This window comes from Mycobacterium sp. (genome assembly GCF_035640695.1).
Lineage (GTDB): Bacteria > Actinomycetota > Actinomycetes > Mycobacteriales > Mycobacteriaceae > Mycobacterium.
In genome coordinates, this window is the sequence record NZ_DASQVQ010000112.1 from 1 (window position 1) to 14,816 (window position 14,816).

The following is a 14,816-nucleotide window of genomic DNA, read 5'->3' on the forward strand; positions in this document are numbered from 1 at the left end:
CCGCCCCTGGGCGGATTCTGAAACGTCGTCTTGTGGAATCCCTCGACATCGGCACCGAACGTCTTCGTTTCCTCGAATATCCAGCCGCATTGCGGCGGCGCGTCCTTGGCGAACTGTTCGATGTCGACCGGAATCTTGCCGTCCATGCTGGGGATGATGTTCAGGTCCTCGCCGGCACCGGTGATCGCCCGCATCCGAGCCTTGTCGAGCATCACGGTCTCGACGTCGACCGGGGATTTCGACCCGACGTCGAGAGCGCCGCCAGGCGGCGACACCCTGCCCGCGACCATGTGCGTGCACCCCGAGACCAGAACGGCCGCCGCGCACCAGAGCAACGCGCGTGCGGGCATGGCGGCGACCCCCTTCCGTGTTTGGAAGACTAATCCAGTGAGCGTTTTCGCTGTCGCGACCGGTATCGGATCATGGCCCGGTGAGAATCCCCGCGAGGCAGCCGAGGTGGTGGTCGGCGAACTGCACTCGTTGCCCCATCTGGTCGAATTGCCCGCCCGCGGGGTTGGCGCCGATCTCATCGGGCGCGCGGGCGCACTGCTCGTCGACATCGCGATCGACACGACGCCGCGCGGCTACCGGATCACCACCCGTCCCGGCGCGGTGACGCGGCGCGCGGCGAGCCTGCTCGACGAGGACGTCGACGCGTTCGAGGAGGCCTGGGAGAAGGCCGGACTGCGCGGCGGCGAACGCACCGTCAAGGTACAGGCGCCCGGACCCGTCACGCTGGCCGCCCAACTCGAACTGCCGGGCGGCCACCGCGCCATCACCGATGAGGGCGCGCTGCGCGATCTCGCGGCGTCACTGGCCGAGGGCGTCGCGGCGCATCGCGCGCAATTGTCCGGCCGGCTGGGAACGCGGGTCGTCGTGCAGTTCGACGAACCGTCGCTTCCGGCCGCGCTGGCCGGCCGGCTGACGGGTGTGACCAGCCTGACGCCGGTGCATCCCGTCGACGAGACGCTGGCCATCGCGTTGATCGACGACTGCGTCACCGCCGCGGGCACCGAGGTGGCAGTACACAGCTGCGCCGCTGGACTGCCGTGGGACATGCTGCGGCGCACTTGCATTCACGCCGTCTCCGTCGACCCGTCGACGTTGCAGCAGCCCGACCTCGACGGTATGGGCGAGTTCGTCGACACCGGCCGCACGGTGCTGCTCGGCATCGTCGCGTCGACGCCACCCGCGAAGACGCCGGCCGTGGCGGAGGTGGCCACCGCGGCCGCCGCGGTCACCGACCGGCTCGGCTTTGCACGGTCGGTGCTGGCCGAGCGGATCGGCGTTGCCCCGGCGTGCGGGCTGGCGGGCGCAACTCCGCAATGGGCGCGCACCGCGATCGAGCTCGCGCAAAAGACCGCCGACGCGCTCGCCGACGACCCCGAAGCGGTCTGACTACGACGGACCGACCGGCGCCCCGCCCGCCCCGCCGAGCTGGTCCAGCCGCTTGACCAGCATCTTCGGCGCGCAGAACACCGGCCGGCCCCACGAGATCTTCTCGAACGCCTCCGGGAAGGCCAGCGCGATCCGCCCAAGTCTCTTCAGCGCGCGGCGTGCTGTCGGCGGCGTCGGCTAGCCTGCGGACGTGGGGCTTGACGAGGCGACGGCTTCGGCGGCGGATCCGATCGATCCCGACGTTCGGCGACGCTGGCGGCAGCTGGCCGACGAGGTGCGCGAGCACCAGTTTCGCTACTACGTCAAGGACGCGCCGATCATCTCCGACGCCGAGTTCGACAAGCTGTTCAACGAGCTCGCCGGGCTCGAGGACGCCCATCCCGAATTGCGCACCCCCGACTCGCCCACTCAGCTGGTCGGCGGCGCCGGCTTCGCGACCGACTTCGCGCCGGCCGAGCACCTTGAGCGGATGCTGTCCCTGGACAACGTGTTCAGGCCGGACGAGCTCGCGGCCTGGGCGGCCCGGGTCCGCAACGAGATAGGCAACGAGACAGGCGGTGATCCCCGGTACCTGTGCGAGCTGAAGATCGACGGCGTCGCGATGTCGCTGGTGTACCGCGACGGCAAGCTCATCAGGGCGGCCACCCGCGGTGACGGCCGCACCGGTGAGGACGTCACGATGAACGCGCGCACGATCGACGAGATCCCCGAAAGGCTCGGCAAGGCAAACGAATACCCGATCCCACGCGTGCTGGAGGTCCGCGGGGAGGTGTTCTTCCGGGTCGCCGACTTTGAGAACCTGAACGCCAGTCTGGTCGAGGAGGGCAAGGCGCCGTTCGCCAACCCCCGTAACAGCGCCGCCGGGTCGCTGCGGCAGAAGAACCCCGCCATCACCGCGAAGCGCAAGCTGCGGATGATCTGTCACGGGCTCGGCCACACCGAAGGGTTCCGTCCAAAGAGCCTGCACGACGCCTACATCGCGCTCAAGGCCTGGGGCCTGCCGGTGTCGGAGCACACCAAGCTGGTTGATGGCATCGACGCCGTCGAGGGTCAGATCACGTATTGGGGCGAGCACCGCCACGACGTCGAACACGAAATCGATGGGCTCGTGATCAAGGTCAACGACGTCGCCCTGCAACGCCGGCTGGGCTCGACGTCGCGGGCCCCGCGCTGGGCGGTGGCCTACAAGTATCCGCCCGAGGAGGCGCAAACCAAGCTGCTCGACATCCGTGTCAATGTCGGGCGCACCGGGCGGGTCACGCCGTTCGCGTACATGACGCCGGTCAAGGTCGCCGGGTCCACGGTCGGGCTGGCGACGCTGCACAACGCGTCCGAAGTCAAGCGCAAGGGTGTGCTGATCGGCGACACGGTGATGATCCGCAAGGCCGGCGACGTCATCCCGGAGGTGCTCGGCCCCGTCGTCGACCTGCGCGACGGCACCGAACGCGAATTCGTCATGCCCACCCACTGTCCGGAGTGCGGCACACCGCTGGCGCCCGCCAAGGAGGGCGACGTCGACATCCGATGTCCGAATGCCCGCAGCTGTCCGGCGCAGCTGCGGGAGCGGGTATTTCACCTCGCCGGCCGGGGAGCCCTCGACATCGAGGGGCTCGGCTACGAGGCGGCGATCGCACTGTTGAAGGACCACATCATCACCGACGAGGGCGACCTGTTCTCGTTCGGACGCGACGACTTGTTGCGCACCGAGTTGTTCCGCACCAAGGACGGCGGCTTGTCCGCGAACGGCGTGCGGCTGCTCGACAACCTGGAGCGAGCGAAGTCGCGGCCACTGTGGCGGGTGCTCGTCGCGTTGTCGATTCGGCATGTCGGGCCGACCGCGGCACGCGCGCTGGCCACCGAATTCGGCAGCCTCGACGCGATCATGTCGGCGTCCGAAGAGCAGCTCGCCGCCGCCGAAGGCGTGGGGCCGACGATCGCGGCGGCCGTCACCGAGTGGTTCGATGTCGACTGGCACCGCGCGATAGTCGACAAGTGGCGTGCGGCCGGGGTCCGGATGGCCGACGAACGCGATGCCGGTGTCGAGCGCACCCTCGAAGGGCTGTCCGTCGTGGTCACCGGCTCGCTGACCGGGTTCTCCCGCGACGAGGCCAAGGAGGCGATCGTGGCCCGCGGCGGCAAGGCCGCCAGTTCGGTGTCGAAGAAGACCGCCTACGTCGTCGCGGGCGATTCGCCCGGTTCGAAATACGACAAGGCCGTCGAACTCGGCGTTCCGATCCTCGACGAAGAGGGCTTTCGATCATTGCTGGACGACGGGCCACCGGTTGCTCGGTAGCACGAGCACCCGAATCCATACCTCGCCCGCGGGCGGCCGAGCGGCGTGACCGGTGGTGCGTTATCCCAGGATCGTTGCGACGATGCCGGCGAGGTAGCCCAGCCGGGCGACCTCCGATGGCCGGAAATCCGGGCCGCCCGGCCGCCCGAGCAACACCGCGCAACGGGGGTCACCCAGCGGTGCGGCGGCCAGCGTGGTGTCCATGTCGCGCCACACCGCGGGCACCCAGTCCGCGTCCGCGTCCAGCGCCACCGCATGGTCGAGGGGGAGCCACGGCGCCCGCTCGGCCACCGTCTCCGGCGCGCCGGGGCTACCGACGATGCGCTCGAACCCCGAGTCGGACAGCCGCACCACGGTGCACCAACCCACCCGCAGCACTCGCGGTGACTCGTCGGCGAGCACCTGCAGCTTGTCCAGTCCGCCGCCGCCGCCCGCGACGTGGTCGATCAGCTCCAGCTCACGATGCGCCTCCAACAGCCCGGTGTGCGGGCGGATGGCGTCGACCCTTACCCCGTCGAGCGCCTCGGCTGCGGTGATCAACATGTCGGGCATCGAGCCGGCCGGCAGATCGACCACCAAGTCGTCGATCGCGGTGCCCGACGCCCGCTCGACCACGTCGAGCGACAGGATGTCCGCGCCCACCGAACCCAGCGCCACGGCCAACGAGCCGAGGCTGCCCGGACGGTCGACCAGTTGAACCCGCAGCAGATACGAAGGCACGCCCACACTGTGGCACAGCACCCGCCGGTGAGCATTCCGGCGGAGAGCACCGCCTGGCGACCACTAGGCTTGTGCCTCGTGCCGCAGATCTCCCGAGACGAGGTCGCCCACCTGGCGAGGCTGGCCAGGCTGGCGCTGAGCGACGACGAGTTGGACAGCTACGCCGGTCAACTCGACGCGATCCTGGGCTATGTCGGCAAGATTCAGGCCGTCGACGTCGGCGACGTCGAACCGACCGGCAATCCGCTCAAGGATGTCAACGTCACCCGGCCCGACACCGTGGTGCCCGGCCTGACCCAGGAACAAGCGCTGGACCAGGCACCCGAAGCCGTCGACGGCCGGTTCGCGGTCCCGAGGATCCTCGGGGAACCGGAGTGACCACGAGCGACCTGATCCGGCTCGACGCGGCGACGCTGGCCGGCAAAATCGCGGCGGGCGAGCTGTCGTCCACCGAGCTGACCCGGGCGTGCCTCGACCAGATCGAGGCCACCGACGGGCGCTACCACGCCTTTCTGCACGTCGCCGCCGAACGGGCGGTTGCCGACGCGGCGCGGGTCGACGATGCGGTGGCCGCCGGCGAGCAGCCGGCATCGCCGCTGGCCGGTGTCCCGCTGGCGCTCAAGGACGTCTTCACCACCACCGACATGCCGACCACATGCGGGTCCAAGATTCTCGACGGCTGGCGATCGCCGTACGACGCGACGGTGACGGTGCGGCTGCGCGCGGCCGGGATCCCGATTCTGGGCAAGACGAACATGGACGAGTTCGCGATGGGTTCGTCGACGGAGAACTCCGCGTACGGGCCGACCCGCAACCCGTGGGACGTGGACCGGGTGCCGGGCGGGTCGGGCGGCGGCAGCGCGGCCGCGCTGGCGGCGTTTCAGGCGCCGCTGGCGATCGGCACCGACACGGGCGGATCGATCCGACAGCCCGCCGCGTTAACCGCGACCGTCGGCGTGAAACCCACGTACGGCACGGTGTCCCGCTATGGGCTGGTGGCGTGCGCGTCGTCGCTGGACCAGGGTGGGCCGTGCGCGCGAACGGTGCTCGACACCGCGCTGCTGCACCAGGTGATCGCCGGGCACGACCCGTGCGACTCGACGTCGGTGAAGGCCGGCGTGCCCGACGTCGTCGGGGCGGCGAGGCTCGGTGCCGGCGGCGACTTGCGCGGCGTGCGGATAGGTGTTGTCAAGGAATTGCGCGGCGACGGCTACCAGCCCGGCGTGCTGGCGTCGTTCAACGCCGCGGTCGAGCAGTTGATCGCGCTGGGCGCCGACGTCAGCGAGGTGTCGTGCCCGAACTTCGATTACGCGTTGCCCGCGTACTACTTGATCCTGCCGTCGGAGGTGTCGTCGAACCTCGCGCGGTTCGACGCGATGCGCTATGGGCTGCGTGTCGGCGACGACGGGACCCGCAGCGCCGAGGAGGTGATGGCACTGACACGTGCGGCCGGCTTCGGCCCGGAAGTCAAGCGCCGCATCATGATTGGCACTTACGCGCTGTCGGCCGGTTACTACGACGCGTATTACAACCAGGCCCAGAAGGTGCGCACGCTGATCGCGCGTGATCTCGACGAGGCGTATGGCAGGGTCGATGCGCTGGTGTCGCCGGCCACCCCGACGACCGCGTTTCCGCTGGGGGAGAAGGTCGACGACCCGCTGGCGATGTATCTGTTCGACCTCTGCACGCTGCCGCTGAACCTGGCCGGGCACTGCGGAATGTCGGTGCCGTCGGGTCTTTCGCCCGACGACTCGCTGCCGGTGGGCCTGCAGATCATGGCGCCCGCGCTGGCCGACGACCGGCTGTATCGGGTCGGTGCCGCCTACGAGGCCGCCCGGGGCCCGCTGCCGTCGCCGATCTGACCTGCCCGGCGCTGCGCGAGGGGGCAAGATGAAGGCATGCGGATCGGCATCCTCACCGGCGGCGGCGACTGTCCAGGCCTGAACGCGGTCATCCGCGCCGTGGTGCGAATCTGCGACGCGCGATATGGCTCTTCGGTGGTCGGATTCCTCGACGGGTGGCGCGGCCTGCTCGAAGACCGGCGCATCCAGCTGCGCAATGACGACCGCAACGATCGGCTGCTGGCCAAGGGCGGCACGATGCTGGGCACCGCCCGCGTCCATCCGGACAAGCTGCATGCCGGACTGCACCAAATCATGCAGACGCTCGACGACAACGGCATCGACGTGCTGATCCCGATCGGGGGCGAGGGCACGCTGACTGCCGCGCACTGGCTCTCCGAGGAGAACGTGCCGGTGGTCGGGGTGCCGAAGACCATCGACAACGACATCGACTGCACGGACGTGACTTTCGGCCACGACACCGCGTTGACGGTCGCCACCGAGGCGATCGACCGGCTGCACAGCACCGCCGAGTCGCACCAGCGGGTGATGCTGGTCGAGGTGATGGGCCGCCACGCCGGCTGGATCGCGCTCAACGCCGGCCTGGCCTCCGGTGCGCACATGACGCTGATCCCCGAGCAGCCGTTCGACGTCGAAGAGGTCTGCCGACTCGTCAAGGGCCGCTTCGTGCGCGGCGACTCGCATTTCATCTGCGTGGTCGCCGAGGGCGCCAAGCCCAAACAGGATTCGATGCAATTGCGTCAGGGCGGCATCGACGAGTTCGGCCACGAGCGCTTCACCGGCGTCGCGCAGCAGCTCGCCGTCGAGGTCGAGAAACGGATCAACAAGGAAGTGCGGGTCACCGTGCTCGGCCACGTGCAGCGCGGCGGCACGCCCACCCCTTACGACCGCGTGCTGGCCACCCGCTTCGGCATCAACGCCGCCGACGCCGCGCACGCCGGCGAGTACGGGCAGATGGTGTCGCTGCGCGGCACGGAGATCGGCCGTGTCCCGCTGGCCGACGCGGTGCGCCAGCTCAAGCTGGTGCCGCAGAGCCGCTACGACGACGCGGCGGCGTTTTTCGGCTGAGCCTCGTCGCTCTTGAACGCCTCCCGGCGGATCATCTGCCACACCGTGGGTGTGTGCTCGGTGGTCGAGATGATCACCGACTTGCCGACCGCGTCTCGGTCTTGGGCCAGCGCTAGCAGGTAGTCGGCCAGGTCGACGCGCGCGGTGAACGCGCCCACCGGATCGACTTCTCCGGCAACGTAATTGGTGGGTTCGGGCAGGTCGAACAGTCCGGACGGCCGCACGATCGTCCAGTCCAGGCCGCTGTTGCGGACGGCGGTCTCCATCCGCCTGATGTCGTCGTAGACCGTCTTGCCGATGGTGCGGGTGATGAGCGGTTCGAAAAGCCGCAACGCCAACGGCACGTGCCGCCGGCCGGGGGCAGGGTAGGCCGCCGAAGAGCTGACCACGACCAGTCGCCGCGCCGAGGTCTGGCGCATCGCGTTGACGATGTTGGCGGTGCCGACCGAATACGTGTCGACGGCCTGCCGGGTGAACGCGACACCGAGCGTCGAGAGCACCGCGTCGGCGCCGTCGATGACGGGCGCGAGCGCCGATTCGACTCGCACGTCCGCGCCCGCGACCGTCAACCGGGGGTGCTGCCACGGAAACTCGCCGGGCCGCCTGGTCACGGCGACCGCCGAATGCCCAGCATCGACGACGTGCCGGGTCAGCAGCCGTCCGGTCTGCCCGTTCGCGCCGAAGATCACGATTCTCATGCTCACTCCTCCTGATAGTCACCTGTAGTGACTATCACTCTACCGGATCGGCTGGCGGCTTGACGAGGCTCTGCCCCCCGAGGCCTGCCCCGGCCGGTCGGCGAGCCGGTCGTGCCGCGAACCGTCGGCTCAGGCCACCTAAAATCGGGGCCATGACGCTTGCCCCCGCGGCCGAACTACTCGACTACGACGAGGTCATCGCCCGCTACGAACCGGTGCTCGGCCTCGAGGTCCACGTCGAGCTGTCGACCGCAACCAAGATGTTCTGCGGCTGCCCGACCACGTTCGGCGCCGAACCCAACACCCAGGTGTGTCCGGTGTGCCTGGGCCTGCCCGGGTCGCTGCCGGTGCTCAACGCCGCCGCCGTTGACTCGGCGATCCGCATCGGCCTGGCGCTGAACTGCGAGATCGCGCCGTGGAGCAGGTTTGCCCGCAAGAACTACTTCTATCCGGACATGCCGAAGAACTATCAGATCTCCCAGTACGACGAGCCGATCACGGTCAACGGCTACTTGTGCTTTCCGCTGGACGACGGCACCACGTTTCGCGCCGGAATCGAGCGCGCGCACATGGAGGAAGACACCGGCAAGCTGACCCATCTGGGCAGCGTGACCGGCCGCATCGAGGGTGCGACGAAGTCCCTGCTGGATTACAACCGCTCCGGTGTGCCGCTGATCGAGGTCGTCACCAAGCCGATCGAGGGCACCGGCGCGCAGGCTCCGGAGATCGCCCGCGCTTATGTGACGGCGCTGCGCGACCTGTTGCGCGGCTTGGGCGTTTCCGATGTGCGGATGGACCAGGGTTCGATGCGCTGTGATGTCAACGTGTCGCTGAAGCCGATCGGGGCAAAGGAATTCGGCACTCGCACCGAGACCAAGAACATCAACTCGCTCAAGAGCGTGGAGGTTGCGGTCCGCTACGAGATGCGCCGCCAGGCGGCGGTACTCGCATCCGGTGGCCGAGTCACGCAGGAGACCAGACATTTTCACGAGGACGGTTACACCTCGCCCGGGCGAAGCAAGGAGACCGCGCAGGACTACCGCTACTTCCCGGAGCCCGATCTGGAGCCGGTCGCGCCGAGCGGCGAGACGATCGAGCGGCTGCGGCAGACGATTCCTGAGCTTCCGTGGCTGCGCCGCAATCGGATTCAGCAGGAGTGGGGCGTTTCCGAGGAGGTGATGCGCGACCTGGTCAACGCCGGGGCGGTGGAATTGGTCGCCGCCACCGTCCAGCAGGGGGCGTCCAGCGACGCGGCGCGGGCGTGGTGGGGAAACTTCCTGGTGCAGAAGGCCAACGAGGCCGGTGTCGAGCTCGATGCGCTGCCGATCGCGCCGGCGCAGGTGGCCGCGGTGATCGCGTTGGTCGACGAGGGCAAGCTGTCGAACAAGTTGGCCCGCCAGGTCGTCGAGGGCGTGCTGGCCGGTGAGGGCGAACCCGGGCAGGTGATGAAGGCGCGCGGCCTGGAACTGGTGCGCGACGATTCGGTGATCAGGGCCGCCGTCGACGAGGCGCTGGCCGCCAATCCGGATGTGGTGGAGAAGATCCGCGGCGGCAAGGTCGCCGCGGCGGGAGCGATAGTCGGCGCCGTGATGAAGGCGACCCGCGGGCAAGCCGACGCGGCCCGGGTGCGCGAACTGGTGCTGGCGGCCTGCGGCCAGTGACTCGCACGACCGCTACGTCAGATCGACGACGCTACGTCAGATCGTCGGGGGCGCGCGGGAAGCCGCCCGAGGGGAACACCGGGAAGACGACGTCGTCGAGCTTCTCGGCATCGCCGAAGGTCTTGTTCACCGTCGCGGCCCACACGTTGCCATCGGGGGAAACCTCCAGCGCCCAGGCGTGACCATGAATGTCCTGGCGCACCACCTCGGGCTGGCCGGTCACCGCCGCGCTTCCCGGCGCCAGGCGCACCGCAACGGTCTGCTTGGTGTTGACCAGGTTCACCAGCACGGTGCCCTCCATCGCCGCACAGCCGGCGACGCCGGGCCGATCGGGCCACGTCCACACCGTCGACTGCTTCGAGTCGGGGGCGATGCGCTGCAACCGGTCCGCGGTCGGCGTGCGGTCGGTGATGTACAGCGAATTGTCGGCGGGGTCGATGCACATTCCCCCGCCGGCGCCCATGCCCGTCATCGCGGTGGTCAGCGGCGCCTGGTTGACCGTAGTGGGTTGCTCGATGCGGACCACCTTGCCGGCCAGCGAGGCCGGGTCGGCCGCCGCGCCGGGATTGCCGGCGTCGCCGGTGAGCACGACGAGCGTCGTGGGGCTGGTGAAGATCATCGCGCCGGTGTTGCCGGTGGCGCCCTTCGGAATCCCGGTCAGGATGTTCTTGGGGATGTCCCCGTCGGCGATGCGGATGACCCGGTTGTCGGTGGGGGTGCTGACGTAGGCGTACATCAGCCGGTCCTGCGAGTACTTCGGCGACAACACGATGTCGATCAGTCCGCCGTCGCCGGCCGGGTCCACCGGTATGACGGTCTTGACCTTCGGCTCGGCGTTGACCGACACCTCCTTGACCGCGCCGGTCACCCGCTCGGCGACGAGCGCCGACTTGCTGTCCGGCAGCATGATCAGGCCGCTGGTGGTCTCCAGGCAGCCCTGCATCACGTTCGGCGCCGGGCACTGCTTCGGAAACGGGATCGGCGGCAGTGGCGGCGGTGGCGGCGGGCTGCTGCTGGGCCCGGACTTGATTTCGGGCTGGGTGGTGAACGGTTGCGACACCGCGTCGTTGAACCGCGCGCATCCGGTGCCGAGGAGCAGCGCGGCGGACAGCACCGCGAGCGCGCTCGTGACCGGGCCCCGCATTCGCATGCCAGCCAGGTTACGGACAGTACGGCTCCGCTCGCCACGTTGCCACGCCCCGCCCGGGCAGCCGACGGCGTAGGTAGGCGTAGGTAAAGGTGCGGTGACGGCGGGCCGCAAATCCTCGATTCGCGGGTTGCTTGCACTTACCCTGGCAGCGTGACCAGTCACCCGGATGACCCGCGCACCTGGCAACGGCCCGACGACACCAGCACTGTGCGGCCCGGCTCGGCAAGCCTGGTCGATCCGGAAGACGACCTGCCCTCGGCGAACTACGCAGGGGATTTCACGACTACCGCGATCCCGCGGTACAACTCCGGCAACCAGACATCCAGCAGTTCCGGATTGGGGCTGCTCGGTGAGCCCGAGCCGTTGCCGTACGTGCAATCGGGCCCCGGCCGACACGCCGCGGTGGGTCCCGAGGAAGTCGGTCCCGACGAGATCGTCGACGAACGCGTCCGCGCCGCCGGCCGGCGTGGCACGCAGGACCTCGGCCTGCTGCTGCTGCGCGTCGGCGTGGGCGCGGTGCTCGTTGCCCACGGCGTGCAGAAGGCGTTCGGACTGTGGGGTGGGCAGGGCCTCGCCGGCTTCGGGAACTCGCTGTCCGACGCGGGCTATCAGCACGCGGGCATGCTGAGCTATCTGGCGGCCGGCACCCAGATCGCGGCCGGGGTGCTGTTGGTGCTGGGACTGTTCACGCCGCTGGCCGGCGCCGCCGCCCTCGCGTATCTGACAAACGCGCTGCTGGCCAACGTCGCGGCCCAGCACCGCAGCGGACGCCTGTCGTTCTTCCTGCCCGACGGCATCGAATACCAGGTGGTGTTGATCGTCGCGGTGGCCGCGGTGATCCTAGCCGGTCCGGGACGGATCGGTTTCGACGTGGGGCGAGGATGGGCCCGGCGGCCGTTCCTCGGCTGCTTGGCGGCGCTGCTGATCGGCATCGGCGGCGGGGTCGGGGCCTGGATGCTGTTGAACGGCGCCAACCCGATCGGTTGAGTCAGGCGTACGGGTTCGGTACGCGTCCCTGACTGGCCGCGGCCAGCTGCGGCAGCGTCGAGAACGTCACGGCTGGTAACCGCAACTGGTCGCCGTTGCGCAATTGCGCACGGCCCCATCGTCCCTTGATGAACCGCAGCCCCGCGACATCGGACCACGGCACGGTCCGGCTGCCCAACAGTGTGCGCGCGGTCACGGTCTGCGCATCCGCCACCGTGCGCAGCCGCACGATCATTGCCGACAGGATCACCGGAATGATCAGCAGCGGCGCGCCGATCGACGGCCACGTCAGCACCGGCACCAGCAGGCCGAGCGTCAGGAATCCGACCGCGATGTGCGCCACCGGCGAAATCCGGATCACCACGGGCGGGTCCGACGACGATTGGTCAGCCACCTCAGCCATCATCGAATCATCGCAAATTTGACCTTGACCTGTGCGGAGGCTACCGTCGATTGTCATGCGGACCAGGTTGCTCGTAGTAATTAGTCGGCGCGTTGGTGCCGCGCTAGTCCCCGCACGGGCATAGCCACTGCACCGACGCGCAACCCTCGTACAGCAGCCAACGCTGACGGGGGTTTTTTGTTGCACAGACCGAAAATTCGACAAACCCGACAAGACACCGACAACGACCAAGAGGACACCGTGAGCGCACCAACGACGCGACCACCGGAGCGGTCGACGCCGCCGGCCACCAACGGCGGGCAAAGTCACGCTAAACGGATTGCGCCACAAGAGGTTACCGGCGCACAGTCGGTTATCCGGTCACTGGAGGAACTCGGCGTCGACGTGATCTTCGGAATTCCCGGCGGCGCGGTGCTTCCGGTCTATGATCCGCTGTTCGATTCGCGCAAGCTGCGCCACGTGCTGGTCCGCCACGAGCAGGGCGCGGGCCACGCCGCGAGCGGCTACGCCCATGCGACCGGACGTGTCGGCGTGTGCATGGCGACCTCGGGACCCGGGGCCACCAACCTGGTGACCCCGCTGGCCGACGCGCAGATGGATTCGATTCCGGTGGTGGCGATCACCGGCCAGGTTGGGCGGTCGCTGATCGGCACCGACGCGTTCCAGGAGGCCGACATCTCCGGCATCACCATGCCGATCACCAAGCACAACTACCTGGTCCGCAGCGGCGAGGACATTCCGCAGGTGCTGGCCGAGGCGTTCCACATCGCGGCGTCCGGGCGCCCCGGCGCGGTGCTCGTGGACATCCCGAAGGACGTCCTGCAGGGTCGGTGCACGTTCAGCTGGCCGCCGCGGCTCGAACTGCCCGGCTACAAGCCGAATACCAAGCCGCACGCCAAGCAGGTGCGCGAGGCCGCCAGGCTGATCTCGGCCGCGCGCAAGCCGGTGCTCTACGTCGGCGGCGGTGTGGTCCGCGGCCAGGCCAGCGCGCAGCTGCGGGAACTGGCCGAGCTGACGGGCATCCCGGTGGTGACGACGTTGATGGCCCGCGGCGCGTTCCCCGACAGCCACCCGCAGCAGCTCGGCATGCCCGGCATGCACGGCACCGTCGCCGCGGTGGCAGGGCTGCAACGCGCCGACCTGATCATCGGGCTCGGCGTGCGGTTCGACGACCGGGTCACCGGCCGGCTGGATTCGTTCGCGCCCGAGGCGAAGGTGATCCACGCCGACATCGATCCGGCCGAGATCGGCAAGAACCGCAACGCCGACGTGCCGATCGTCGGCGACATCAAGGCCGTCATCACCGATCTGATCGAGGCACTGCGGAAGACCGGCTCCGCCGGCGCAAGCCTGGACGGCTGGTGGGAGTACCTGCGCGGCGTGCAGTCCACCTACCCGCTGAGCTGGTCGCCGCAGCACGACGGCAGCCTCAGCCCGGAGTACGTGATTTCGACGATCGGCAAGATCGCCGGACCGGAGGCGGTTTACGTCGCCGGGGTGGGACAGCACCAGATGTGGGCCGCGCAGTTCATCCAATACGAGAACCCGCGGACCTGGATCAACTCCGGCGGCCTTGGCACCATGGGCTATGCGATCCCGGCGGCCATGGGCGCCAAGCTCGGTCGGCCGGGCGCCGAGGTGTGGGCGATCGACGGCGACGGCTGCTTCCAGATGACCAATCAGGAGTTGGCCACCTGCGCGATCGAGGCAGCGCCGATCAAGGTCGCGATCATCAACAACGGCAATCTCGGCATGGTGCGCCAGTGGCAGTCGCTGTTCTATCAGGAGCGGTATTCGCAGACCGACCTGTCCACGCATTCACATCGGATCCCGGACTTCGTCAAGCTGGCCGAGGCGCTGGGCTGTGTCGGATTGCGTTGCGAGCGTGAGGAAGACGTCGTCGACGTGATCAACGCGGCCCGGGCGATCAACGACCGGCCGGTGGTGATCGACTTTATCGTCGGCGCCGACGCCCAGGTGTGGCCGATGGTCGCGGCGGGCACCGGCAACGACGAGATTCAGGCCGCGCGCGGGATCCGCCCGCTGTTCGACACCGAGGACCTGGTCTAGTGACGCTTACGACACACACCCTGTCGGTGCTTGTCGAGGACAAGCCGGGCGTGCTGGCCCGCGTCGCATCGCTGTTTTCTCGGCGGGGCTTCAACATTCAGTCACTTGCCGTCGGCGCCACCGAGCAGAAGGACATGTCGAGGATGACGATCGTCGTCACCGTCGAGGACTTCCCGCTCGAGCAGGTCACCAAGCAGCTCAACAAACTCGTCAACGTCATCAAAATCGTCGAGCAGGAGGAAGAGAACTCGGTGGCCCGCGAGCTTGCGCTGATCAAAGTGCGGGCCGACGCGGGGACCCGCGGCCAAGTGATCGAGGCGGCCAACCTGTTCCGCGCCAAGGTCATCGACGTCTCCCCCGATTCGCTGATCATCGAGACCACCGGCATGCCGCCGAAGATCGAGGCGCTGCTGCGCGTACTCGAGCCGTACGGCATCCGCGAGATCGTGCAGTCGGGGGTGGTGTCGGTGGCGCGCGGACCGCGCGGCATCGCAACGGCGAAGTAA

At 68.8% G+C, this 14,816-nt stretch carries 13 protein-coding genes and 2 pseudogenes; 9 read left to right on the top strand and 6 right to left on the bottom strand.

Going from position 1 to position 14,816, the window contains the following annotated elements:
* A pseudogene (locus VE759_RS13130) lies at positions 1-350 on the bottom strand (sensor domain-containing protein); the annotation flags it as partial.
* 37 nt (positions 351-387) lie between these two features.
* Between VE759_RS13130 and VE759_RS13135 the strand changes: the two are divergent.
* Complete coding sequence (locus tag VE759_RS13135; RefSeq protein ID WP_324932883.1) at positions 388-1,398, top strand: methionine synthase; 1,011 nt, start codon at positions 388-390, stop codon at positions 1,396-1,398.
* 60 nt (positions 1,399-1,458) lie between these two features.
* On the opposite strand, the pseudogene VE759_RS13140 reads toward VE759_RS13135, so the two are convergent.
* A pseudogene (locus tag VE759_RS13140) lies at positions 1,459-1,548 on the bottom strand (MmcQ/YjbR family DNA-binding protein); the annotation flags it as partial.
* A gap of 40 nt (positions 1,549-1,588) precedes the next feature.
* Between VE759_RS13140 and ligA the strand changes: the two are divergent.
* Positions 1,589-3,691 carry an NAD-dependent DNA ligase LigA gene (gene ligA / locus VE759_RS13145; protein ID WP_324932886.1) on the top strand — a complete coding sequence of 701 codons (2,103 nt, stop codon included), beginning with the start codon at positions 1,589-1,591 and terminating at the stop codon, positions 3,689-3,691.
* 60 nt (positions 3,692-3,751) lie between these two features.
* Here the strand turns inward: ligA and VE759_RS13150 are convergent, their stop codons facing one another.
* Positions 3,752-4,411, bottom strand: a complete 660-nt coding sequence (locus VE759_RS13150; RefSeq protein ID WP_324932889.1) for an amino acid-binding protein — start codon at positions 4,409-4,411, stop codon at positions 3,752-3,754.
* 78 nt (positions 4,412-4,489) lie between these two features.
* On the opposite strand from VE759_RS13150, the gene gatC reads away from it, so the two are divergent.
* Genes gatC through VE759_RS13165 form a run of 3 tightly spaced genes read left to right on the top strand, consistent with a single transcriptional unit; the run spans position 4,490 to position 7,341 of the window.
* Positions 4,490-4,789, top strand: a complete 300-nt coding sequence (gene gatC, locus VE759_RS13155) for an Asp-tRNA(Asn)/Glu-tRNA(Gln) amidotransferase subunit GatC (RefSeq protein WP_324932892.1) — start codon at positions 4,490-4,492, stop codon at positions 4,787-4,789.
* Positions 4,786-6,273, top strand: coding sequence for an Asp-tRNA(Asn)/Glu-tRNA(Gln) amidotransferase subunit GatA (gatA, locus tag VE759_RS13160; protein ID WP_324932895.1), 1,488 nt, complete (start codon positions 4,786-4,788; stop codon positions 6,271-6,273). The genes gatC and gatA overlap by 4 nt, the downstream gene beginning before the upstream one ends.
* A gap of 36 nt (positions 6,274-6,309) precedes the next feature.
* The gene (locus tag VE759_RS13165; protein WP_324932898.1) at positions 6,310-7,341 is read left to right on the top strand and encodes an ATP-dependent 6-phosphofructokinase; all 1,032 of its coding nucleotides are present in this window, start codon (positions 6,310-6,312) and stop codon (positions 7,339-7,341) included.
* Here the strand turns inward: VE759_RS13165 and VE759_RS13170 are convergent.
* A complete protein-coding gene (locus VE759_RS13170; RefSeq protein WP_324932901.1) occupies positions 7,311-8,039 on the bottom strand; it encodes an NAD(P)-dependent oxidoreductase in 729 nt (242 codons plus the stop codon). The genes VE759_RS13165 and VE759_RS13170 overlap by 31 nt on opposite strands.
* 152 nt (positions 8,040-8,191) lie before the next feature.
* Between VE759_RS13170 and gatB the strand changes: the two genes are divergently transcribed.
* Positions 8,192-9,700: an Asp-tRNA(Asn)/Glu-tRNA(Gln) amidotransferase subunit GatB gene (gatB, locus tag VE759_RS13175; protein WP_324932904.1), complete on the top strand. Its 1,509-nt coding sequence runs from the start codon at positions 8,192-8,194 to the stop codon at positions 9,698-9,700.
* A 31-nt stretch (positions 9,701-9,731) separates the two neighbouring features.
* On the opposite strand, the gene VE759_RS13180 is transcribed toward gatB, so the two are convergent.
* A complete protein-coding gene (locus VE759_RS13180) occupies positions 9,732-10,850 on the bottom strand; it encodes a PQQ-dependent sugar dehydrogenase (protein ID WP_324932907.1) in 1,119 nt (372 codons plus the stop codon).
* A gap of 150 nt (positions 10,851-11,000) precedes the next feature.
* Here VE759_RS13180 and VE759_RS13185 point away from each other — a divergent pair, with 150 nt between their 5' ends.
* Positions 11,001-11,837, top strand: coding sequence for a DoxX family protein (locus tag VE759_RS13185; RefSeq protein ID WP_324932910.1), 837 nt, complete (start codon positions 11,001-11,003; stop codon positions 11,835-11,837).
* A 1-nt stretch (position 11,838) separates the two neighbouring features.
* Here the strand turns inward: VE759_RS13185 and VE759_RS13190 are convergent, their stop codons facing one another.
* Positions 11,839-12,201, bottom strand: coding sequence for a PH domain-containing protein (locus VE759_RS13190; RefSeq protein ID WP_324932989.1), 363 nt, complete (start codon positions 12,199-12,201; stop codon positions 11,839-11,841).
* A gap of 279 nt (positions 12,202-12,480) precedes the next feature.
* On the opposite strand from VE759_RS13190, the gene VE759_RS13195 reads away from it, so the two are divergent.
* Both VE759_RS13195 and ilvN read left to right on the top strand, forming a co-directional pair.
* A complete protein-coding gene (locus tag VE759_RS13195; protein WP_324932912.1) occupies positions 12,481-14,310 on the top strand; it encodes an acetolactate synthase large subunit in 1,830 nt (609 codons plus the stop codon).
* A complete protein-coding gene (ilvN, locus tag VE759_RS13200) occupies positions 14,310-14,816 on the top strand; it encodes an acetolactate synthase small subunit (protein WP_324932915.1) in 507 nt (168 codons plus the stop codon). The genes VE759_RS13195 and ilvN overlap by 1 nt, the downstream gene beginning before the upstream one ends.